Raw genomic sequence first — 19907 nt, 5'->3', positions numbered from 1 at the left:
CTGGTCCGCCTGACGAGGCACAGCTTACGTACCCGTCGCCCGGGGTGCTCAGAGGCCGCGCCCTCGCCGTCGAATCGATTGTCAGTGCCGGGTGGGAAACTTGAGGAGTGGTCAGGGAGCCGCGGATCCAGGCTGCCCGGCCCGTGCGAGATCTCAAAGGTCCGTCGCAGAAGGGGGATTGGATCAGTGAAGGGCGATCGAGTCGAGATAGTCGTGGACGCCGGGGACACCACCCGTACCTACGAAGTAGTGGCCTCCAGAGCGGGTCGCCGGGTGGAGACGGCGGTCCGTCGGGGGGTGGTCGAAGTGAGTGAAGTCACCAGGAGCGGATCAGTGGTGCGCACCGCCCGCTTCATGGCGACCAGGGTGCTCGCCCTGGTCGAACAACCGGTACCCAGGGAGGACGCTTCCGAGCGTCCCCTCGGGGATGACCCCAAGGCCGGCCGGGCCGGTCTCCACCCAGGGGAGTAGCCGACCGCCGCTGGCTCATCCTCCGGGAGGCCCGGCATTCGGTACGCGGGCATGACGCCGCCCGTCGGCCGAATCCCTAATGTTGAAGTTGTGCGGCGGGCGTCGCACTCGTCCCCCGAGGCCGAACGCCCGCCGCTCCACATCAGGTCAGGAGAGGATCCATGGCGGACACGGCAGCGCGGACCATGAGCCGCACGCAGGGACGCAAGGCGTACGCCTCGTTCGGCAGCCGTCCGTCGTCCGGCAAGCGCCACCCGCTGGTGGCGACGGCCATGGTTCTTCCTCTGGCGGCCCTGCTCGTAGTCGTCTTCGGCGGCTGGGACGCGGTGGTCACACAGGCGTCGTCCGTGGGCGTGATGCTGGGGCGCTGAGCGGCGCCCCGGGTCCGGAAGAGCGGTTCGGACCGGGACATCCGGCCAACAACCCCGTGGGGACGGGGGTGCGGCGGACGGCAGCGTTTGTCCGGTCAGCTGGGGAGCTGACCGGACATCGCGCTGTCCGGGCCCGTTCAGGGGACGTGCCGTCTCCGAGCCACCGGGCTCCTCACACGGGGCGGTGAGCCCGGGGAGCGACCGGTCCGGGCGGCCCGCGTACGCTCCTCGGCGGGTACGGCGCCGGCCGGCCCGCAGATCCTGCGCCACCGGGGGAGACCGTGACCACCGCAGTCGTACGCGCGCTGGGCGCCCTCGCCCACGACGCGGCCCACGCCCACACCCCCGCCCCGGACGGCTGCGACTGCCCGCCGCCCGTCGTCCTCGCGGACCGGGCGGACGGCACCGTGGTCCGCAGCGGCGCGGTCGTCGCCAAGGCCCACGCTCCCGGAACGGACACCGCCGCCCTGGCCGCACGCCTCCGGCTGTCCGCCCGCCCCGCGCTGGCGGACGTCCTGCTCGCGCCCCTTCCCGTGCCCGCACAGCCGCCGACAGCCCCCGTGACGGCCGCAGAGCATCCCGCCCGCCCGTCGCCGTACCTCATCGAGCTCCACGGCCGCCCGGTCACCCTGTGGCCCTACGGAGAGCCGGTGGACCCGGTGGACCCGGACGCGGCGCCGTGGGAGGAGGCCGCCGCGCTCCTGGCCCGCCTCCACCGCACCCCGCTCCCGGCGCCGGAGCTTCCGGTCATGCGGGGGCCCACGAAGGCGGCGCTCGCCGTGGACCGGATGCGGGCGGCGCGTCCCGGTGATGATCCGTCCACCGGGCCGGTGCTCGCGGCCTGGCGGCGGCTGCCCGGCTGGGCCCGTGACGAGACCCCCGCCCCCGCGGACCGGGCCCGCTTCCTCTGCCACGGCGATCTGCACCTGGGCCAGCTCGTCCGGTACCCCGCCCCGCGAGGCCGCTGGCTGCTGATCGACGTCGACGACGCGGGCATCGGTGACGCCACCTGGGACCTGGCCAGGCCCGCCGCCTGGTACGCGGCCGGACTGCTGCCGCCCGAGATCTGGTTCCGTTTCCTGGGCGCCTACCGGGCCGCCGGCGGGCCCGCGCTGCCCGCGGACGGCGACCCCTGGCCGGAGTTGGACGTCGCCGCCCGTGCCCTGACCGTACAGACCGCGGCACTGGCCCTCGCCAAGTCGGCGGCGGAGGGCCGGGATCCGGATGAGGTGGAACAGATGATGATCGGGAGCTGTGCCCGAATTGCTACTCTCGCACCCGAGTTGGCCACCGGAAGCGCGTCGTAGGGTGAACCGACCGTCGGCGGGCACGCATTCCGGCGACGGCTACCGACGGCGAGGAGTGAGCCCGAACATGCAGTGTCCCAAGTGCCACGCACCGATGCACACGTACAACCGCAACGGCATTCAGATCGAGCAGTGCAGCGGCTGCCGGGGGATATTCCTGGACTACGGCGAGCTGGAGTCCCTGACCCGCGTGGAAGCGCAGTGGACGCAGCAGGCTCCGCCCCCGCCGCCCGCACCGCAGGCCTACCCGGCCGCCCCCGCACCGGCCTGGGGCGCCCCGCACCAGCAGCACCACGGCGGTCACCACGGCCACTACCGGCAGAAGAGCTTCGGCCGGATGCTCTTCTCGTCCTGACCCGGCTCGCCCCGCGTCGTGGCCCGGACAGCGTCCGTCCGGGCCACGACCCGGGATCCGTGCGGCAACGACGAAGCCCCGGTCGTCGAGACGACCGGGGCTTCGGACTGTGCGCGATACTGGGATTGAACCAGTGACCTCTTCCGTGTCAGGGAAGCGCTCTCCCGCTGAGCTAATCGCGCAGGGTGACCCTGCGTGTACTGCGTGCGCGATACTGGGATTGAACCAGTGACCTCTTCCGTGTCAGGGAAGCGCTCTCCCGCTGAGCTAATCGCGCGGGGGTCCTTGCGGACCGGTGGACGATACTGGGATTGAACCAGTGACCCCTTCCGTGTCAGGGAAGTGCTCTCCCGCTGAGCTAATCGTCCTTGGAGGTGGAGACGGGATTTGAACCCGTGTAGACGGCTTTGCAGGCCGTTGCCTCGCCTCTCGGCCACTCCACCAGGGGTGGGGGTTCGGGAAAGATCCCCCACCTTCTGCGAGCGGACGACCAGGTTCGAACTGGCGACCTCAACCTTGGCAAGGTTGCGCTCTACCAACTGAGCTACGTCCGCTTGTCGGTTCCGGTTCACTTGCGCGTCCCGGCGACGTGATGAACTCTAGCGGATTCCGGGGCCAGTACAAAAACGCGTTTGTGCAGCGTGCTGAGGTGCACTCGCCCCGGCGCAGGTCACCGCGGGCCGACCTAGACTCACCGACGTGCACGACCTTGCCCCAATGGCCCGCTTCGGCGGCCTCGTCGCCTCCGATCTGCGGGATGTGACCAGCGACCCGGCAGCCCTCGACTCGTCAGGGTTCTGGGCCGTCTCCGCCGATTTCGAGGGACGCCTCACCTGCGCCCGCTTCGCCACCGTACGCACCGCAGCCGTGCCCGCCCCGGTGCCGGGCGGCTGGCACGGGCCCGCCGCCGGTGACTGGAACTCGTCGCTGGACCGCGCCGCGTACATCGCCGCCGTGCGCCGGATCCGCGCGTACATCGCGGCGGGCGAGGTCTATCAGGCCAACCTCTGCCGGGTGATGACGGCCCGGCTGCCCGACCCGTCCGCGGCCGACGTGGACGCCCTCACCGCGTTGCTGGCGCGCGGCAACCCCGCCCCGTACGCGGGAACGATCCGGCTGCCCGCGCACGGCGTGGAGATCGCGACCGCCTCTCCCGAGCTGTTCCTCCGCAGGGACGGCCGCACCGTGGAGTCCGGACCGATCAAGGGCACCGGCCGCACGGAGGACGATCTGCTGGAGAAGGACCACGCGGAGAACGTGATGATCGTCGACCTGGTCCGCAACGACCTCGGACGAGTCTGCGCCACCGGATCGGTCACCGTTCCCGATCTGTGCGCGGTCGAGAAGCACCCGGGCCTCGTCCACCTGGTCTCCACGGTGCGCGGGCTGCTGGCGGAGGGGACCGGCTGGCCGGAGATCCTCGCCGCGGCCTTCCCGCCCGGTTCGGTCACCGGCGCCCCGAAGGCCAGCGCGCTGAGGATCATCGGCGAGCTGGAGACCGCCCCGCGCGGCCCGTACTGCGGCGGCATCGGCTGGGTGGACGCCGACCGCTCCACCGCCTCGCTCGCCGTGGGCATCCGCACCTTCTGGACCGACCGCACCGGGGCCGCCCCCGTCCTGCGGTTCGGCACCGGCGCAGGCATCACCTGGGGATCGGATCCGGAACGGGAATGGGACGAGACCGAACTCAAGGCGTCCAGGCTGCTCGCGGTAGCGTCGGGCACATACGAAGCAACCGGAAGGACCGCACCATGAGGATCTGGGTCAACGGCGAACTGTGCGACGCCGATGACGCACGGGTGTCCGTGCTCGACCACGGGCTCACCGTGGGCGACGGCGTCTTCGAGACGGTCAGGACGGCCGACGGGAAGCCCTTCGCGCTCACCCGGCACCTCGACAGGCTGGCCCGCTCCGCCCGCGGACTCGGCCTGCCGGCGCCCGACCCGGACGAGGTGCGCCGGGCCTGCGCCGCCGTCATCGAGGCCAACCCCGCCGCCCTCGGCCGGCTCCGGATCACGTACACCGGAGGCATCTCGCCGCTCGGCTCCGACCGGGGGACCGCCGGACCCGGTCTGGTCGTCGCGCTCGGGGAGGTGAAGCGCCGCCCGGACACCACGGCGGTCATCACCGTCCCCTGGACGCGCAACGAACGCGGCGCGCTCACCGGGCTCAAGACCACCTCGTACGCCGAGAACGTCGTCGCGCTCGCCCGCGCCCATGAGCGCGGCGCCACCGAGGCGCTCTTCGCCAACACCGTCGGACAGCTCTGCGAGGGCACCGGTTCCAACGTCTTCGTCGTCCTCGACGGGCAGTTGCACACCCCGCCGGTCGCCTCGGGCTGCCTGGCCGGGATCACCAGGGCCCTGGCGGTGGAGTGGACGGGGGCGCAGGAGACCGAGCTGCCCTTCGACGTACTGGAACGGGCAGAGGAGGTCTTCCTCACCTCCACGCTCCGCGACATCCAGGCCGTCCACCGGATCGACGGCAGGGAACTGCCCGGCGCACCCGGCCCGGTGACCGCCAAGGCCATGAGCGTCTTCGGCGAGCGGGCAGGCGACGACCTGGACCCGTAGCCGGTGACGGCGGGTTTCACGGCTGCCGACTTTCACGGTGCCGACCGTGAAAACATCCGGGATGTCCGTAAAGGATGTCCATAAAAGCGGATGACGGCGCGGCGTGCGGGGGATAGAAATCCCCTGATGACCACGACACTCCGGCCTTCCGGGCCGATACAGCAAGGCGCCGACGGCGCACAGGACCGCGCGTACGACGTGTGCGACAACGGGCGCCCCGTCGGCGCTGTCGAGATCGCCGTCGAGCCGGGTTCGGCCGGCGGCTCCGGCGTCCTGCGCTCCCTGCGGATCGACGAACCCGTCCGCAGGCGTGGCCGTGGGACCATCGCCGCACTGGCGGCCGAAGAGGTGCTGCGCGGCTGGGGCTGCGCCCAGGTGCGTACGGAGGTCGGCGCCGCCGACACCGCGGCGCAGCGGCTCACCGCCGCGCTCGGGTACACCGAGCGCAGCAGGAACATGATCAAGTCGCTGCCGCCTGTCCCGCCTGCTCTGCCGGACGGGCTGACCGCGCGCCCGATGACGCCCGGCGAGTTCGCCCGGTGGGAGGACCGGGCCATCGCGGGCTACGCGGAGAGCCTGATCACCCGGGGAACCCCGGAGGAGGCCGCGCTGCGGGCCGCTCGCGCCTCCCACGCCGGGCACCTTCCGGACGGCCTGGCGACCGAGGGCGCCCACCTGCACTTCCTGGTCCACGAGGGCGGGACCGTGGGGTGCGTCTGGGTGGCCCGGTTCGAGATGCACCCCGGCATGCTGGTCGACTACGTGTTCGACGTGGAGGTGTACGAGGAATTCCGGGGCCGGGGGTACGGGCGGGCGCTGATGCTCCAGGCGGAGCGGATCGCGCTGGCGGCGGGGCACCAGCGGCTGGGCCTGCACGTGGTCACGGCCAACATCCCGGCGCTCCGGCTGTACGAGTCGCTGGGCTACGAGCCGACCCAGTACAACCTGACCAAGCAGCTGTAGTCCCGCGCCGGGCGCCGGAGGCCGCTGCCGGGCCCGCGGCGCCCGGCGGGCTCAGCCCTGTCCGGCGAGCAGCCGGTCGGCGATCTCCTCGATCCGCTCGCGCAGACCCTCCTGGCTCTTGCCGCCGTCCAGCCGCTCTCCGCCGATCACATAGGTGGGAGTGCCGGTGACCCCGATCGCCTTGCCCTCCGCCTGGTCGGCGTCGACGATCAGCAGGTGCCGGCCGTCGATCAGGGCGGTGTCGAACTCCTCGGCGTCCAGCCCGAGTTCCTCCGCCACCTCGATCAGCAGCGGTTCGCCGGTCCGGCCGAGCTCCGCGGTGCGGGCGAGGACCGCCTCGATGTACGGCCAGTCCTTGCCCTGCGCCGCGGCCTCCTCCGCGGCCTGTGCGGCGGCGTAGGCGTGCTTGTGCTTCTCCAGCGGGAAGTGCCGCAGCCGCACCTCGATCCGGTCGCCGTACCGGGCCCGCAGGGCGTGCACATCGGTGAGGGCGTGGTGGCAGTCGGGGCACTGGAGCTCGCACCAGATGTCGAGGACGACCGGCGCTGCGGGGGTGGAATCACTCATGGGACCAGTCTCCCAGGGTGCGGGGAAGAGCCCCGACCTGGCATCGGCGTGCGGGGCACGGTTGTCCGCCCGGTACGGCACCTGCGGAGGATCCCGGCCCTGATATGTCCCTGAAGTGGGACCCGGGCGTGGCCCCGGGCCCATGGACAGGTGCAGGATGGAAGGGACGTTTCCCCTGCGCCTGGAGGCACCGATGCTTGCCGAGACCATTTGTTCCGCGGCGTCCGCGGCGGGCCTGGGCATCGCCGCCGTCACCGCGTACCGGAAGCGGTTCCTCGCGGCGACCAGGATCGCGGCCTACTCCCTGGTCCCGATCGGCCTGGTGCTGACCGGTGTCATCCAGTGGGTCACGGACATCGCCTTCAAGCCGAGCGTCTGGCTGGGCTTCGGGCTGCTCGGAGTGGCCTGGCTGCTGTTCATCACGACCCGCGCGGTCGAACGGCGCGGAGGCGGTACCCGCAAGGAGCGCAAGGCCGCCGCCCGTGCCGCGCGGGAGGGCGCGGTGGAGCCGGCCGCCTCGGCGCCGTCGCTGGGGGCGGGTGTCCCGGCGGCCCAGCCGCAGCAGCGGGAGAGGCCGAAGAAGCAGGCCGCCGCGAGCGGAACGGGCGACGACTTCAGCGACATCGAGGCGATCCTGAAGAAGCACGGCATCTGAGACCCGTCACGTCCGCCCCCAGCCCGGTGTTCTGTGCCCCCTGAATCGATTCACGCATGATTCTTGACGGTGTTCAGGGATCAGGGCTAGCGTCCCGACCGGATTGAATCAATTCACTCACACCGTCCGTACGATGGGGTGACGCCGCTGGACCAGTGCGGCCAAGGGCACCAGTGGGGCAGGACACAAGTGGCGCGTGTGGCAGGGATCAAGGATGTGGCCCGGCAGGCCGGGGTCTCCGTGGGCACGGTCTCCAATGTGATCAACCGGCCGGAGACCGTACTCCCCGAGACGCGGGCGCGGGTGCTGGCGGCCATCGCGGACCTCGGCTACGTCCGCAGCGAGTCCGCCCGCCAGCTCAGGGCGGGACGCAGCCGGATCATGGCCCTCCTCGTCCTGGACATGGGCAACCCCTTCTTCGTCGACGTCGCCCGCGGGGCCGAGCGCACCGCCCGGCAGGCGGGCCTCGGCGTAATGGTCTGCAACAGCGGCCAGAGCCCCGCGGAAGAGGCCGAATACCTCGGTCTCTTCGCGGAACAGCGGGTCTGCGGCGTCCTGGTCACACCGGCCGACGCGACCGGCCGCAACCTCGAATCCTTCAGTCGCCACCGGATTCCCTACGTCCTGGTGGACCGGGTCGCGTCGACCACCGGGACCTGCGCGGTCTCCGTCGACGACGTGCGGGGCGGCGCCCTGGCCGTCGGGCACCTGATCTCGGCCGGGCACCGCTCGGTGGCCTACGTCAGCGGACCGGGCGACCTGCACCAGATCAGGGACCGCCGGACCGGCGCGCTGTCCGCCCTGGCCGAGGCGGGGCTGGAGCCCGAGGCGCTCGTCGAGATCCCCTCCGACCGGCTGGACGTGGCGGCGGGACGCGACGCGGGAGCCCGGCTGCTCGGCCTGGTGCCGCGCCCCACCGCCGTGTTCTGCGCCAACGACCTGCTCGCCCTGGGCGTGCTGCAGGCCCTCTACGCGGCCGGGGTGCGGGTCCCGCAGGACATCGCCATCGTCGGATACGACGACATCGAGTTCGCCGCCGCCGCTGCCGTGCCGCTCACCTCGGTCCGTCAGCCCGCCGTCGTGATGGGCCGGATGGCCGCCGAACTCCTGCTGGAGGAGGCGGACGACGACGGCCGCCATGAGCACCGCAGCGTGGTGCTCCAGCCGGAACTCGTCGTACGGGCATCGAGCTCCACCCCGCGCTGAGGCCCCGCGCCGAAGCCCCCTGCGCCGAGACCCGCGCCGAGGCCGCGTGCCGAGCCCCCGGCGTGGCCCGTCGAGCGCGGTGCTGTTTCCTTGATCCGTTCACGCGTGTCGTTCACGCGTGTCATTCGCCTTGCCGTTTTCATCAGCCTGCCCGAAACGGAGACGCCGTGCCCCTGTTCGACCTGCCTCTGGACCAACTCCGCTCCTACCGTCCGGAGGTCGCTGAACCCGACGACTTCGACGCCTTCTGGCAGCGCACCCTCGAAGAGGCGTCCGCCCACCCGCTGGACGCCGAATTCACGCTGTACGACGCGGCGTTGAGCAATGTGGTGTCCCATGACGTGTCGTTCGCCGGCTGGGGCGGCCACCGCATACGCGCCTGGCTGAACGTCCCCGCCGGAGCCGAGGGCCCCCTGCCCACCGTCGTCCACTACCTCGGTTACGGCGGCGGGCGCGGGCTGCCGCACGACCACCTGGTGTGGCCCGCCGCCGGATGGGCCACCCTGCTCGTGGACACCCGGGGGCAGGGCGCCGTCAACAACGACTCGCCGGGCTCCACCGCGGACCCGCACGGCGGCGGCAACCCGCAGTCGCCCGGCTTCATGACCCGGGGCATCCTCGACCCCGACGAGTACTACTACCGCCGGGTGTTCACCGACGCGGTGCGCGCCGTAGAGGTGGCCCGCGCCCACCCGGCCGTCGACGCGGACCGGATCGTCGTGCACGGCGGCAGCCAGGGCGGCGGCATCGCGCAGGCGGTGGCGGGGCTCAGCCCCCACGTCAAGGCGGCCCTCATCGACGTACCGTTCCTGACGCACTACCGGCGCGCGGTGGAGCTCACGGACCGGGACCCGTACCAGGAGATCGTCCGCTTCCTGTCCGCCCAGAACGGCTTCTCCGAGCAGGTGTTCCGGACCCTCTCGTACTTCGACGGCGTCAGCTTCGCCGCTCGGGCGACGGTGCCCGCGCTGTACTCGGTGGCCCTGATGGACGCCGTCTGCCCGCCGTCGACCGTCTTCGCCGCCTACAACCACTGGGCCGGCCCCAAGCAGATCGAGGTCTACCCCTGGAACGGCCACGAGGGCGGCGGCTCGCCGCACCGGGCGCTGCAGCTGCGCATGCTGCGGGACCTGGACTGACGGAGGCGCGGCGGGGGAGTGCGGGGCGGCCCCGAATGTGTGACGCGAGATCGGACGACCGAACGATTTCGGTCACCACGTGAAGGGTGAACTCCCGTCATAAAGACGATTGTTGATCGTCAACAGGGCCGGCTTGCGTCATGATCGTCCCGAGATGGTGGACACCTCCCGGGGCGACGCCCCCGCACCCCCCGCCGAAGAGCCGCGTGGCTGCCTCTTCGCGCTTTCCCAGCCCCCTCTGATGATCTTCCTCACGGTGATCGGCGGCCTGCTGCTGATGGCCGCGTTGCACGATCTCTTAGTGCTGTGAGCGGTCAGTCGCCCGCTTCCCGGCGGCGTGCCCGGTACGCGGCGACGTGCAGGCGGTTACCGCAGGTGCGGCTGGAGCAGTAGCGGCGGGAACGGTTGCGGGAGAGGTCGACGAAGGCGTGCTGGCAGTCCGGCGCCTCGCACCGCCGCAGCCGCTCCGTCTCGCCCGCCACGATGATGAACGCGAGGGCCATCCCGCAGTCGGCGGCCAGGTGGTCGGCGATCGAGGAGTCCGGCGCGAAGTAGTGCACGTGCCAGTCGTAGCCGTCGTGGTCGCTGAGCTGCGGCGTGGTGCCCGCGGCGGCGACCAGGGAGTTGACGAGCGAGGCGGCGGTCCCGGCATCCGGCGCCGCGAAGACCGCCGCGAACCGGTCCCGTACGTCGTGCACGGCCCGCAGGTCCTTCTCGTCGAGCTCGGTCACCCCGCTCATCCGGTGGCGGGCGGCGAACGCGTGGAGCGCGGGGATGTCGCCGAGCCCGTCGGCCGGCGCTCCCTCCTGCGGCTGCGCGCTCTCGGGCGCGGTGTTCACCAGCGCGACCACCGTGTCGAGGGCGATCCGGGTGTCGTGTGGGATCAGCACGCATTCGCTCCCTGGCCTCCGGCGGGCGGGGCACCCACCGATGCCGGATGACTCTACTGGCACGGCAGCGGTGCGCGGGGGCGTCCGCACGCGGACCGGCGCCGTCACCACAGTGGATTCCGTGGTGACGGCGCCGGTTTCCGCCGTATGAGGTTGTCCGCGCGACGCCGTCTCCCCGAGTCGGACGGCGTCGTGCAGTTCTCGGCCTGGCTCAGCTTTCCGCCAGGATGTGTGAGAGCTCCGTATCGAGATCGAAGTGACGATGCTCGGTACCCGGCGGGACCGCGGCGTCGGTCCTCTTCAGGAACGACTCCAGGGCCCGTGCCGGGGCCTCCAGCAGGGCTTCGCCCTCTGGGGAGCTCAGTGCGATACAGACGACGCCCTGGCCGTGACTACGGGATGGCCAGACGCGGACGTCTCCGGTGCCGGTGGGCCTGTGCAGCCCCTCGGCAAGGAGGTCGCGGGCGAAAACCCACTCGACCGTTTCCTCCGCTCCGGTGTGGAAGGTGGCGTGCACGGCATACGGATCGGCCGTGTCATACCGCAGGCCCGCGGGTACAGGCAGTGAGGACTCGCTCGACACAACGAGGCGCAGGTGCAGCTCGCAGCTGACCGTGGTGTTCATAAGCGCCAGGGCCTTTCGCTCAGTGTGCGCTCGGGGATTCGCACGTCGGCGAAATCGACATGCCACCTACGGTGGCGTTGTAAACCCCTCTGACCGTTTTGTGATCCTTCAGGTAGCTCGTACAGCGGTGTGTAACTTTGGGTTATGCGGCCATTCCAGTGACGGGAGTCGTTCCGGTAGGTTGGCCACCATGAATGCGGAGAGTGACGAGCGGGACGGGGTCGTCGCACCGACGATTCCGGCGCCCGCGACGGGGGACGTGACGGGAGGCGTGACGGGGGGCGTCACGCCGGATGCGGCGGAGGAGGGCCCGGAGCTCGGCTCCAGGGCGCCCGGGTTCATCAAGGCGTCCAGGGCGCTGCACCTGAGCTGGCAGGTCGGCGTGTTCCTGGTCGGCCTCGCCGTGGTGGTGGCGGGCATCATCATGCTGCCGCTGCCGGGCCCCGGCTGGCTGGTGATCTTCGGTGGCATGGCGATCTGGGCGACCGAGTTCGTCTGGGCCCAGCTGGTGCTGCGCTGGACGCGGCGGAAGGTCACGGAGGCCGCCAAGCGGGCCCTCGATCCCAAGGTCCGGCGGCGGAACATCGCGCTCACCGTGATCGGCCTGGTGATCGTCGCGGTGCTGGTGGGGGTCTATGTGTGGAAGTTCGGAATCGTCATGCCGTGGAAGATCCACGAGTGACCCGGAGCTGGTCGGGGGACGCCGCTGACATGGGGTAATGTTTGGCGTGCGCCCGGGGCGATTAGCTCAGTGGGAGAGCGCTTCGTTCACACCGAAGAGGTCACTGGTTCGAACCCAGTATCGCCCACCCCGGACCGACGGCCCGGAAGCTTCCTGAAGCTTCCGGGCCGTCGGCGTTTTCGTATGCGCGGTTCCTGTGTCTCACGGCTTGCGCGGGATCCGCCGCTACGCCGAAGCCGCGTGATCAGCGGCGCGGGCGGAGCGGCCCGCGCGCTGCTCCGCCTCTTCCTCGGCGGCGTCGAGTGCGGGTGCGAGTACGGCGAGTGCGGAGCGGAGCGGTTCGGCCGGCGATCCGGACGGCACGACGAGCCCACCGGCCGCGAGGGGCGCCGCCGGCGGCTGGAGCCACTCCCGCAGTGCGATCCGGACAGCGGCGGCCACGCTCGCCGCGAGCACGCGGGCGGTGGGTGTGCCGGTGTCACCGAGGCGCCGGCCGATCGCGGTGGCGAGGGGGTGTTCGATCGCCGTGGTGGTGTCGAGGAAGGTGTCGCGCAGCGCGGGGCTGGTGGTGATCAGCAGCAGCCCGTCGCGGTCACGTGGTTCGGTGTACTGCTCCAGGACCGCTTCGGTCACGGCGTCGGTGAGGCGGACGTGGGCGGGCGCGGCCGCCACCGCCGCGACGACTCGCGATTCCCGTTCGGCGGTGACGGCGGCGACGATCGCCTGTTCGCGACTGGAGAAGTAGTTGTTGTAGGTCCTCGGTGAGACCCCGGCCGCCTCGGCGATGTCGTCGACGCGGACGTTGCCCGGCCCATGCGTGAGCGCCAGCCGCAGTGCCGCCTCGCGCAATGCCACCCGGGTGGCCTGCTTCTTCTGCTCGCGCAGCCCGTTCTGCCCTGTTGTCACCCCAGCACTATCCCAGGATAGGTGCGTGCGCGCAAACTTGCGCGCACGCAATATTTGCTTCTACTCTCAGGCCCCTACTGGCGGGCTCCTGCTGACAGGCCCCCGCTGACAGGTCCACTGAGAGGTCAGAGACATGCGAGCCAAAGGCATCTGTTACGACACCGGCTTCATCCGCGAGGGCGGCAACTCCCGGGAACGCTTCGACCCCGACCTGGTCAGGAGAGAGCTGACCGTCATCCGCGACGATCTCCACTGCACCGCCGTCCACATCACCGGCGGCGACCCGGACCGTCTGGACCTCGCCGCTCGCCACGCCGCCGAACTCGGCCTGGAGATCTGGTTCTCGCCGTATCCGCTCGATCTGACGACCGACGAGATCCTCACGCTGCTCGCCGACTGCGCGGAGCGGGCCGAGCGGCTCCGGTCGCGGGGAGCCGAGGTCGTGTTCGTCACCGGCGTCGAACTGAGCGTCATGAACCACGGCTTCCTCGAAGGCGACAGCACCGGGGAGCGGATCAGCCGGCTCCTGGGGGACCCGGCCCGAAGGCCCGAGCGACTCGCAGCGGTCGGCACCCGACTCAACGCCTTCCTCCGCGAAGCCGTGGCGCTGGTCCGCGAGCGCTTCCACGGCAAGGTCACGTACGCCGCCATCCAGTTCGAAGCCGTCGACTGGGACATGTTCGACTTCACGACCTTCGAGCTCATCCGGTCCGCCGAGGTGGCGGACCGATTCCGGGACGCCGTGCGGAGCCTGGTCGCCCAGCCCAAACCGGTCGCCATCACCGGCTTCGGCACCGCCACCTGGCGCGGCGCGGGCGACGTCGCGCCCCGCAGCATGGAAATCCTCGAAACCGACGAGGCCACCGGCGCTCCGCTCCGGCTGAACGGGGTGTATGAGCGGGACGAAGCCGGGCAAGCTGCCTATCTGAGCGAGCTGCTGGAGATCTTCGAGAGCGAGGGCGTCGACAGCGCCTTCGTGTTCCTCTTCGCCCTCTACAACCTGCCGCACCGACCCGACGGCGATCCCCGCGACGACCTCGACCTCGCCGGCCTCGGCATCGTCAAGGTCCTCGAAGACCGCCACGGTGACACGTACCCGGACATGCCCTGGGAGCCCAAGGCGGCCTTCGCCGCGGTCGCCGACCACTACCGCGCCGGCTGACCCCCGCGGCGTCGGGCCCCCGTCCACGGCCGGTTCGGACCGCACCCCGCGGTCACGTCACCGCATCCGGCCCAGGACGCTCCGCAGCCGCCGGGCATCGCGCAGCCGCTTCTCGTACGTAGCCCCGACCGCCAGCAGCACCACCCCGGCCAGCGCCGGAGCCACCCAGCGCGGCAGCGCGCCGACCACCTGGACCACGTACGGCGCGAGCTCGTGCACCGCGTCCAGCGCCAGCGCCGCACCGCCCAGCACCAGCAGCGCCTGGAGCCGCCACCGCGCCCCCGCCAGCGTGATCACGAGGGCCGCCGCGCCGAGCAACAGCGGCCGCAGCCAGTGCGGATCGGCCCAGGCGGCGACGAGCGACGGCACCAGCGTCGCCGCCAGGCCCGCCCCGTACGCCGTCCACGACGACGCGGCCGGATCGCGGCGGCGGCGCAGCCCGCCGATCACCAGCGCCGCGACGGTCACCGGCAGGGTGTACGCCTCCGGGGACGACACCCCGGACGCGGACAGCCGGACCCAGGCGGCCGCCAGGAACAGCGCCGTCGCCAGATATCCGGCCACCGGCCGCCGCTCCGGACGCAACGCCGCGCCCGCCGCCTGCACCGCGCACAAAGACAGCACCAGGGCGAGGGACGGCAGATCGCCCACCGCCATGCCGACGGCCGGTACCGCCGCCGCGCCACCGGCCAGCTCCACCGGCAGCGCGACCGTGTGCGCCTTCAGGCGGGCGCCCAGCAGCACGGTCAGCGCGGGAACCACCAGCACCAGCGGAGCCGCCCGGTGCGCGGCCAGCCCCAGCGAGGCGCCGCCCGCGACCGTCAGCACCACCGCGCAGCCCACCGCCGCGCACGCCGCCACCGCCTGCACGGCCGACGCCACCCGGCCCGGCCGCCGGCCCCCTGCCGCCGAAGCGTCCAGCGCGATCGCCGCAGCCGCGCACAGCGTCAACAGCGCTCCGAACACCGCATAGGTGGCCGGTTCCGAGGCGAGCGAGAGCAGCGCCACGTCCACCGCACCCGTCGCCCCGCACACCGAAGCCGTCGCCGCCACACTCGTCGCCCCGCGCCGCAGACCGCCCACCGCCACCGCGAACACGCCCGCGACCAGGACCAGTTGCACGGCGACGGTCATCGCGTACGAGGCATCGAGCGCCGAGGGAAGCACGGCGATCCCCGCCCAGCCGAGCACCGGAGCAACCGCCCCGACCGCACCCCGCGCCGAGGGGCCGGGGGAGAGCACGGGCCCGGCCCACCGCCGCACGGCCTCCCACCACCGGTACGCCGCCGCGAGCGCCCCGGCCACCAGGAGCAGGACGACGGGCGCCGCGCCCATCTCCGTCCACGGCAGCCCCACCGCACCCACCGCACCCCGGGCACCGCCCAGCGGCGCACCCGCCCACACCCGGCCCAGCTGCGACACCGGGCCCACCAGTGACACCGCGACCGGCGGCAGCGAGAACAGCACGGAGCCCGCCGTCACCGCCCCCGACGCCCACATGACCCCCTGCCCGGCCGGACGCCCCAGCGGAGCCCGTACACCCGCCAACAGCGCCCCGCCACAGAGCAGATACACCGGCACCACCCAGCCGCCGGGCACCCCCGCGGCCACCACGGAGGCGACGGCCGCCACCGCCGCCAGACCGGCCACCAGACCACCGGCCACCGCGGCCGCCACCGGCGCCCGCCGGGCCCCGGACAGCGCGATCGCCGCCCCCGCCAGCAGGAGCGCCCCCGGCAGCAACGCGCCTGACGGGGCGTCGGCCGCCAGCGCCTTCGCCAGCGCGATCAGCAGCCCCGCCCCACCGGTCGCGCAGAGCGCTGCGCACGCCGTCACCCGTACCGCGACTCCCTTGCCCCACACGGCGATCGCGCAGTCCAGCGCCGCCGTCGCCAGCAGCGCGGCGGAGAACACCAGGGCGTCCGCCCGCTCCGCGCACGCCCACAGCAGCAACGGCAGCTGAGCGCCGAGCACCGAGGCGGGCAACGGCAGCCGCAGCCCGCCGAGCAGCAGCCCGTACGCCGCCCACAGCACCGACAGCACCGCGGCGGCGGTCGCGGCGAAGCCCAGACCGCCCGTCCCCGGCGCGGCCAGTTCGTGCAGCGCGAAGGCGTCCAGCACCATCAGCACCGACGCGAGGGCGGCGAGCGACTCGGCCGTCGAGGACAGCCCCCGGCGCAGCAGAGCCGCCGGGGCGGCCAACGCCGCGAGCGTCAGGGTCGCCAGCACCGCCGTGCGGCCGCCGATCCCCATCTGACCCCAGCTGACCAGCGTGAACGCGATGGCCGCGACCGTCAGCAGCAGTCCGCCGAGGGTGAGCAGCACGTTCTGCGCGCCCCCGGTGCGGACCGCGGGGGCGGGCAGCCGTACCGGCGCCGGGGTCCGCACCGGGAACGCGGGCGGGGGAGGCGCGGTCACCGGGCCGGGCGTCCGCAAGGCGTTCAGCAGCCAGGCGCGGCGGTGCAGCAGCTGGGACCGGCGCAGGTCCAGTCCGGCGAGCTCACGGTCGAGGAGCGCCAATTCCTCGGCGGGCGGCGGCAGATGTTCCATGAACGCGAGTGTGGTGGCGGTCACGCGCGGGGGCATGGGCACGGATACTCAGTTCCCCGGCTGAGTATGCGCATCCTGGACGCATGGACTGGAGCCACTACCGATTTGTCACCGTCTGGGACCTCGCCGCACCGCCCGGCGCCGTCTACCGGCTGCTGGAAAAGGTGGAGCAGTACCCGCGATGGTGGCCGCAGGTCCGCCGGGTCACCCCCGCCGACGACACCTCCGGCACCACCAGGATCCGCTCACTGCTCCCGTACGACCTCGTCATCACGGTCCGCGAACGACGGCGCGATCCGCGCGCCGGGGTTCTCGAAGTGGCCATCACCGGCGATCTCGAAGGCTGGGCCCGCTGGACCGTGTCCCCGCACGGGGCCGGGAGCCGGGCCACGTACGAGCAGGAGGTCGAGGTGCGCAAGAGGCTGCTGCGGGTACTCGCGGTGCCGGGGCGCCCGCTGTTCCGGGCCAATCACGCCCTGATGATGCGGGCCGGGCGGCGCGGGTTCGCCGCGCGGCTGGAAGCGGTTTGAACCACACCCGCAGGGCCCTGTATGGTTCAACCCGTTCCCGGGCGATTAGCTCAGTGGGAGAGCGCTTCGTTCACACCGAAGAGGTCACTGGTTCGAACCCAGTATCGCCCACCCCGGGAGAGGCCGGTCCGTCAGCAGCATCGACGGACCGGCCTTCGCGTGTCCGCGACCGGTCCGCTCACGCGGCCGCGTGCAGCTCCGGACGCAACGGCCACGCCGGGTCCACCGTCTCCGGCGTACCGCTCCTGGCGAACCAGGCCTGCAGGCCCCGCGCCTGGGCGGCGTGCCACCCGGCCTGCAGCGTGTGCAGCTCCGCCGGGGTCAGCCGCTCCAGCCGGGTGGCGAACCGCCGCCCGACCGCCCGGACCAGCTCCAGCGACGCCGCCGCGTCGGCCGCCGCGTCATGCGCGCCGTCCAGCACCACCCCGTACAGCTCGCACAGATCCGTGAGGGTGCGCCGGCCCTTGCGGTAGCGGTCCAGGTGCTTGTCGAGCACCCGGGGGTCCAGCACGCACAACGACGCGTTCCCCAGATACCCGGCCAGCGACGACGCCCGGTGCCGCCTCAGCTCCCGGTCCAGCAGCGTCAGGTCGAACGGCGCGTTCATCACCACCAGCGGCCGCCCCGCCGCGCTCTGCTCGGCCAGCGCCCTCGCTATCTCCTCCACCACCGGCGCGGGCCACCGCCCGTTGCGCTGGAGGTGGTCATCGGTCAGCCCGTGGATCTCCGTCGCCCCCGGCGGAACCGGCACCCCCGGATTCACCAGCCAGCGGGTGACGCGCATCTGCCCGCCCGCGCTGTCCTGGACGACGAGGGCGGCCGACACGATCCGGTCCCCCTCCACGTCCACTCCCGTCGTCTCGGTGTCAAAAGCGGCCAGTGGCCCCTCGTACCAATGAGTCATCCCCGAACTCCTCGCGCCCCAGCGGCAGATGGCGTGATTCCCCTGCCCGGTTCGGTGATACCCGCACCCTTTGCCTGATACGCCGTTTGCGGCCCGTCCTCTGCGGTGACAACACATGTGACGGGGGCGGTAGTTGGCGGAAACCCTCTGCGTCCCCAATCCCATTGGCACGGCCCGGAAGGCACACGGAGCCATGGCACTCGCGCAGCCCGAACCGAGTGGGCTGCTGCCCCGGCGGATCGCACCGCTGCGCGGCACACTCGCCACCACCGCCTGCATGGAGACCCTCCAGGTGGGCTACTTGCACGCGGTCGCGGCCGCGGCGGGGTGCTCCCTGTCGCAGCCCTTCCCCGACAACGGCATCGACTGGCACGTCAGCCACGGCGCCCCCGGCCATCTCGTCGACGACGAGGTGACGATCAAGGTCCAGCTGAAGTGCACCTACCAGATACCGGCCCGCCCGCCCGGCGCGACGTTCGCCTTCACGCTCGACAACGCACACCTCGTGAAGCTCGCCCGGACGCCCGTCTCCGTGCACAAGATCCTGGTCGTGATGATCGTGCCCCGCAGTCAGGACGACTGGCTGCGGGCCGGACCCGACCGCCTCGACCTGCGGCACTGCTGTTACTGGACCAATCTGGCCGGCCACCCGGTGACCGGGCGGCACCGGACCACCGTGCGGATCCCGACCTCGCGCGTCTTCGACGACCGGGCGCTCTGCGAGATCATGACCCGTGTCGGAGCAGGAGGGAGACCCTGATGCACCGGCCGATGGACGAGCCCGCCGACGGAGCCACCCCGTCAGCCGTACGACCCCACCCCGCCGAACCACCCGGACTCCGGTCCGACGGCCCCGCCGAGGCCGCCGGGACCCTGCCGGATCCCGCCCAGGTGGACCCCGCCGTGCTCGCCGCGCTGCTGGCCCGGCACGGCTGGCGGCGGCGCGGCGGGGCCGCCGGACGCTACAGCCGCTGGACCCCGCCCGGAGCGTCGGCCCCGACCGGGAGCGGCACCAGCCTGCTCGTACCCGGCACCGGCGCCTTTCCGGACAGCGAGGACCTGCTGGGCGAGGCGCTGACCGCGCTGGCCCGCAGCGCGGCCCCCTCCGCCCGCGACATCCTGGTGTCCCTCGCCGTCCCCAGCGACGAGATCCGCTGGTGGCGCGAGGCCCCCGAACCCGCCGCCGGTATCGGAGCGGCCAGCTGGACGGGGGCGGAGCGGCTGCACGGCGCGGCCCGGCAGATCCTGCTGGCCGGCGCCCTCGCGGTCCGGGGCCGGGCCGGCTACCACGGCGCCCGGCACCGGCGGCGGGCCCTCGCGGCCCTGGACGGCGTCCTCGTCGGGCCCGCGCCGGGCGGCCGCGACCTCACCGCGTTCGTTCCCGTCGAGACCGGCAGGCCCGTCGCCGTACGGCTCCACCACGCCCTGCACGCCACCCGGGAGGCCGTGGACTACCAGCGGGCCACCGGCGGCATGGAGGCGTTCGACAGTGCCGTCGCGGCGGGCGTCAGCCGCGAGCTGACCGAGGCCGTCGTCGCGCTCGTCCGTGGCTCGGAGGGCGCCGGGATCGCGCTGGAGTGGGCGCCCGCCGCGGGCACCCCCGACGGCTGCCCGGCGCGCCCCGAGCCGGTGGAGTTCTCCCCGGGCGACCTGCCCGCGCTGCGCCGGGCGGGCACCCGCTACCTCCGCGACGAGCCCGCGGTGCCGGTACGGATCACCGGAGCGGTCGTCCGCATGCGCCGCTCGGGGCCGAAGGGCGCCGGAATCGTACGGCTGCGGGTGCTGGCGGGCGCCGAGGTGCCGCACGTACGGCTGGAGCTGGACGAGGAGGCGTACCGGATCGCGGGCCACGCCCACCTGGTGGGACTGCCGGTACGGGTGGAGGGACGGCTGGAGAGCCGGGGCGGTTTCCGGCGGCTGACCAGGGCCTCGCAGGTGGTTCCCGTGCAGGTCGACGACGCGGAACGGGACCGGCTGATGAAGTCGCTCCAGGAGAACGTCGACTATTTCGAGGAGGCGTGCACGGGGGAGTAGCGGGGCGCGGGCGGCCC

General features: G+C 72.6%; 22 protein-coding genes and 7 tRNA genes. 18 read left to right on the top strand and 11 right to left on the bottom strand.

Going from position 1 to position 19907, the window contains the following annotated elements:
* Window positions 1–186: 186 nt before the first annotated feature.
* The 4 genes from ACFVQ0_RS25560 to ACFVQ0_RS25545 all read left to right on the top strand — a co-directional run bounded on the left by ACFVQ0_RS25560 (window position 187) and on the right by ACFVQ0_RS25545 (window position 2504).
* On the top strand, window positions 187–471 hold the full coding sequence (locus ACFVQ0_RS25560) for a hypothetical protein (protein WP_390091536.1): 285 nt from the start codon (window positions 187–189) through the stop codon (window positions 469–471).
* A gap of 161 nt (window positions 472–632) precedes the next feature.
* Window positions 633–842, top strand: coding sequence for a hypothetical protein (locus ACFVQ0_RS25555; RefSeq protein ID WP_390091535.1), 210 nt, complete (start codon window positions 633–635; stop codon window positions 840–842).
* Between the two features lie 281 nt (window positions 843–1123).
* A complete protein-coding gene (locus tag ACFVQ0_RS25550) occupies window positions 1124–2149 on the top strand; it encodes a phosphotransferase (RefSeq protein ID WP_390091534.1) in 1026 nt (341 codons plus the stop codon).
* A 67-nt stretch (window positions 2150–2216) separates the two neighbouring features.
* Complete coding sequence (locus ACFVQ0_RS25545; RefSeq protein WP_390091533.1) at window positions 2217–2504, top strand: zf-TFIIB domain-containing protein; 288 nt, start codon at window positions 2217–2219, stop codon at window positions 2502–2504.
* A 110-nt stretch (window positions 2505–2614) separates the two neighbouring features.
* Here ACFVQ0_RS25545 and ACFVQ0_RS25540 read toward each other — a convergent pair.
* The 5 genes from ACFVQ0_RS25540 to ACFVQ0_RS25520 form a co-directional block, all read right to left on the bottom strand.
* Window positions 2615–2686 (bottom strand) — tRNA-Val (locus ACFVQ0_RS25540).
* A 23-nt stretch (window positions 2687–2709) separates the two neighbouring features.
* Window positions 2710–2781, bottom strand: a tRNA-Val gene (locus tag ACFVQ0_RS25535).
* 19 nt (window positions 2782–2800) lie between these two features.
* A tRNA-Val gene (locus ACFVQ0_RS25530) sits at window positions 2801–2872 on the bottom strand.
* Window position 2873: 1 nt separating this feature from the next.
* Window positions 2874–2947: transfer RNA gene (locus ACFVQ0_RS25525), tRNA-Cys, on the bottom strand.
* A gap of 38 nt (window positions 2948–2985) precedes the next feature.
* Window positions 2986–3058: transfer RNA gene (locus ACFVQ0_RS25520), tRNA-Gly, on the bottom strand.
* A 163-nt stretch (window positions 3059–3221) separates the two neighbouring features.
* On the opposite strand from ACFVQ0_RS25520, the gene ACFVQ0_RS25515 reads away from it, so the two are divergent.
* The 3 genes from ACFVQ0_RS25515 (at window position 3222) to ACFVQ0_RS25505 (ending at window position 6040) form a co-directional block, all read left to right on the top strand.
* Window positions 3222–4259, top strand: a complete 1038-nt coding sequence (locus tag ACFVQ0_RS25515; RefSeq protein ID WP_390091643.1) for a chorismate-binding protein — start codon at window positions 3222–3224, stop codon at window positions 4257–4259.
* Entirely contained in the window at window positions 4256–5077 is an 822-nt protein-coding gene (locus ACFVQ0_RS25510) for an aminotransferase class IV (RefSeq protein WP_390091532.1), read from the top strand. The genes ACFVQ0_RS25515 and ACFVQ0_RS25510 overlap by 4 nt, the downstream gene beginning before the upstream one ends.
* 126 nt (window positions 5078–5203) lie before the next feature.
* On the top strand, window positions 5204–6040 hold the full coding sequence (locus ACFVQ0_RS25505; protein ID WP_390091531.1) for a GNAT family N-acetyltransferase: 837 nt from the start codon (window positions 5204–5206) through the stop codon (window positions 6038–6040).
* 51 nt (window positions 6041–6091) lie between these two features.
* On the opposite strand, the gene ACFVQ0_RS25500 is transcribed toward ACFVQ0_RS25505, so the two are convergent.
* A complete protein-coding gene (locus ACFVQ0_RS25500; RefSeq protein ID WP_327336014.1) occupies window positions 6092–6607 on the bottom strand; it encodes a DsbA family protein in 516 nt (171 codons plus the stop codon).
* A 193-nt stretch (window positions 6608–6800) separates the two neighbouring features.
* Between ACFVQ0_RS25500 and ACFVQ0_RS25495 the strand changes: the two genes are divergently transcribed.
* The 4 genes from ACFVQ0_RS25495 (at window position 6801) to ACFVQ0_RS25480 (ending at window position 9917) form a co-directional block, all read left to right on the top strand.
* Complete coding sequence (locus ACFVQ0_RS25495; RefSeq protein WP_390091530.1) at window positions 6801–7262, top strand: hypothetical protein; 462 nt, start codon at window positions 6801–6803, stop codon at window positions 7260–7262.
* Between the two features lie 189 nt (window positions 7263–7451).
* Entirely contained in the window at window positions 7452–8468 is a 1017-nt protein-coding gene (locus ACFVQ0_RS25490) for a LacI family DNA-binding transcriptional regulator (protein WP_390091529.1), read from the top strand.
* 167 nt (window positions 8469–8635) lie between these two features.
* Complete coding sequence (locus ACFVQ0_RS25485; RefSeq protein WP_390091528.1) at window positions 8636–9607, top strand: acetylxylan esterase; 972 nt, start codon at window positions 8636–8638, stop codon at window positions 9605–9607.
* Window positions 9608–9719: 112 nt separating this feature from the next.
* On the top strand, window positions 9720–9917 hold the full coding sequence (locus tag ACFVQ0_RS25480) for a hypothetical protein (RefSeq protein WP_390091654.1): 198 nt from the start codon (window positions 9720–9722) through the stop codon (window positions 9915–9917).
* Window positions 9918–9921: 4 nt separating this feature from the next.
* Here ACFVQ0_RS25480 and ACFVQ0_RS25475 read toward each other — a convergent pair whose 3' ends face one another.
* Together ACFVQ0_RS25475 and ACFVQ0_RS25470 are read right to left on the bottom strand one after the other, a co-directional pair.
* Complete coding sequence (locus ACFVQ0_RS25475) at window positions 9922–10497, bottom strand: CGNR zinc finger domain-containing protein (RefSeq protein WP_390091527.1); 576 nt, start codon at window positions 10495–10497, stop codon at window positions 9922–9924.
* A 211-nt stretch (window positions 10498–10708) separates the two neighbouring features.
* A complete protein-coding gene (locus ACFVQ0_RS25470; protein ID WP_003959770.1) occupies window positions 10709–11122 on the bottom strand; it encodes an SsgA family sporulation/cell division regulator in 414 nt (137 codons plus the stop codon).
* Window positions 11123–11312: 190 nt separating this feature from the next.
* On the opposite strand from ACFVQ0_RS25470, the gene ACFVQ0_RS25465 reads away from it, so the two are divergent.
* Together ACFVQ0_RS25465 and ACFVQ0_RS25460 are read left to right on the top strand one after the other, a co-directional pair.
* On the top strand, window positions 11313–11804 hold the full coding sequence (locus ACFVQ0_RS25465) for a TIGR02611 family protein (protein ID WP_390091526.1): 492 nt from the start codon (window positions 11313–11315) through the stop codon (window positions 11802–11804).
* A gap of 55 nt (window positions 11805–11859) precedes the next feature.
* Window positions 11860–11931 (top strand) — tRNA-Val (locus ACFVQ0_RS25460).
* Window positions 11932–12029: 98 nt separating this feature from the next.
* Here the strand turns inward: ACFVQ0_RS25460 and ACFVQ0_RS25455 are convergent.
* Window positions 12030–12710 (bottom strand): TetR/AcrR family transcriptional regulator, encoded by a 681-nt coding sequence (locus ACFVQ0_RS25455; protein ID WP_390091525.1) that lies wholly within the window; start codon window positions 12708–12710, stop codon window positions 12030–12032.
* 133 nt (window positions 12711–12843) lie between these two features.
* On the opposite strand from ACFVQ0_RS25455, the gene ACFVQ0_RS25450 reads away from it, so the two are divergent.
* Window positions 12844–13872, top strand: coding sequence for a hypothetical protein (locus ACFVQ0_RS25450; RefSeq protein ID WP_390091524.1), 1029 nt, complete (start codon window positions 12844–12846; stop codon window positions 13870–13872).
* A gap of 57 nt (window positions 13873–13929) precedes the next feature.
* On the opposite strand, the gene ACFVQ0_RS25445 is transcribed toward ACFVQ0_RS25450, so the two are convergent.
* On the bottom strand, window positions 13930–16422 hold the full coding sequence (locus ACFVQ0_RS25445) for an SCO7613 C-terminal domain-containing membrane protein (protein WP_390091642.1): 2493 nt from the start codon (window positions 16420–16422) through the stop codon (window positions 13930–13932).
* 83 nt (window positions 16423–16505) lie between these two features.
* Between ACFVQ0_RS25445 and ACFVQ0_RS25440 the strand changes: the two genes are divergently transcribed.
* Entirely contained in the window at window positions 16506–16952 is a 447-nt protein-coding gene (locus ACFVQ0_RS25440; protein ID WP_390091523.1) for an SRPBCC family protein, read from the top strand.
* 39 nt (window positions 16953–16991) lie between these two features.
* Window positions 16992–17063 (top strand) — tRNA-Val (locus ACFVQ0_RS25435).
* Window positions 17064–17130: 67 nt separating this feature from the next.
* Here the strand turns inward: ACFVQ0_RS25435 and ACFVQ0_RS25430 are convergent.
* A complete protein-coding gene (locus ACFVQ0_RS25430) occupies window positions 17131–17856 on the bottom strand; it encodes a 3'-5' exonuclease (protein WP_390091522.1) in 726 nt (241 codons plus the stop codon).
* A gap of 193 nt (window positions 17857–18049) precedes the next feature.
* Between ACFVQ0_RS25430 and ACFVQ0_RS25425 the strand changes: the two genes are divergently transcribed.
* Both ACFVQ0_RS25425 and ACFVQ0_RS25420 read left to right on the top strand, forming a co-directional pair.
* On the top strand, window positions 18050–18616 hold the full coding sequence (locus ACFVQ0_RS25425; RefSeq protein WP_390091521.1) for a DUF4365 domain-containing protein: 567 nt from the start codon (window positions 18050–18052) through the stop codon (window positions 18614–18616).
* On the top strand, window positions 18616–19890 hold the full coding sequence (locus tag ACFVQ0_RS25420; protein WP_390091520.1) for a hypothetical protein: 1275 nt from the start codon (window positions 18616–18618) through the stop codon (window positions 19888–19890). Before ACFVQ0_RS25425 ends, ACFVQ0_RS25420 begins: the two co-directional genes overlap by 1 nt.
* The last annotated feature ends 17 nt before the right edge of the window (window positions 19891–19907 follow it).

The sequence above is a fragment of the Streptomyces sp. NPDC057900 genome, assembly GCF_042887885.1.
GTDB lineage: Bacteria > Actinomycetota > Actinomycetes > Streptomycetales > Streptomycetaceae > Streptomyces.
The sequence above is the reverse complement of the archived record's forward strand: the minus strand, read 5'-3'. Positions and strand labels throughout refer to the sequence as shown.

What these genes read in the sequence shown, in the direction of transcription:
- ACFVQ0_RS25555 (WP_390091535.1), top strand. Translation starts at nt 633, where the DNA reads ATGGCGGACACGGCAGCGCGGACCATGAGCCGCACGCAGGGACGCAAG.
- ACFVQ0_RS25545 (WP_390091533.1), top strand. Translation starts at nt 2,217, where the DNA reads ATGCAGTGTCCCAAGTGCCACGCACCGATGCACACGTACAACCGCAAC.
- ACFVQ0_RS25515 (WP_390091643.1), top strand. Translation starts at nt 3,222, where the DNA reads ATGGCCCGCTTCGGCGGCCTCGTCGCCTCCGATCTGCGGGATGTGACC.
- ACFVQ0_RS25510 (WP_390091532.1), top strand. Translation starts at nt 4,256, where the DNA reads ATGAGGATCTGGGTCAACGGCGAACTGTGCGACGCCGATGACGCACGG.
- ACFVQ0_RS25505 (WP_390091531.1), top strand. Translation starts at nt 5,204, where the DNA reads ATGACCACGACACTCCGGCCTTCCGGGCCGATACAGCAAGGCGCCGAC.
- ACFVQ0_RS25500 (WP_327336014.1), bottom strand. Translation starts at nt 6,607, where the DNA reads ATGAGTGATTCCACCCCCGCAGCGCCGGTCGTCCTCGACATCTGGTGC.
- ACFVQ0_RS25495 (WP_390091530.1), top strand. Translation starts at nt 6,801, where the DNA reads ATGCTTGCCGAGACCATTTGTTCCGCGGCGTCCGCGGCGGGCCTGGGC.
- ACFVQ0_RS25470 (WP_003959770.1), bottom strand. Translation starts at nt 11,122, where the DNA reads ATGAACACCACGGTCAGCTGCGAGCTGCACCTGCGCCTCGTTGTGTCG.
- ACFVQ0_RS25465 (WP_390091526.1), top strand. Translation starts at nt 11,313, where the DNA reads ATGAATGCGGAGAGTGACGAGCGGGACGGGGTCGTCGCACCGACGATT.
- ACFVQ0_RS25450 (WP_390091524.1), top strand. Translation starts at nt 12,844, where the DNA reads ATGCGAGCCAAAGGCATCTGTTACGACACCGGCTTCATCCGCGAGGGC.
- ACFVQ0_RS25445 (WP_390091642.1), bottom strand. Translation starts at nt 16,422, where the DNA reads ATGGAACATCTGCCGCCGCCCGCCGAGGAATTGGCGCTCCTCGACCGT.
- ACFVQ0_RS25440 (WP_390091523.1), top strand. Translation starts at nt 16,506, where the DNA reads ATGGACTGGAGCCACTACCGATTTGTCACCGTCTGGGACCTCGCCGCA.
- ACFVQ0_RS25430 (WP_390091522.1), bottom strand. Translation starts at nt 17,856, where the DNA reads ATGACTCATTGGTACGAGGGGCCACTGGCCGCTTTTGACACCGAGACG.
- ACFVQ0_RS25425 (WP_390091521.1), top strand. Translation starts at nt 18,050, where the DNA reads ATGGCACTCGCGCAGCCCGAACCGAGTGGGCTGCTGCCCCGGCGGATC.
- ACFVQ0_RS25420 (WP_390091520.1), top strand. Translation starts at nt 18,616, where the DNA reads ATGCACCGGCCGATGGACGAGCCCGCCGACGGAGCCACCCCGTCAGCC.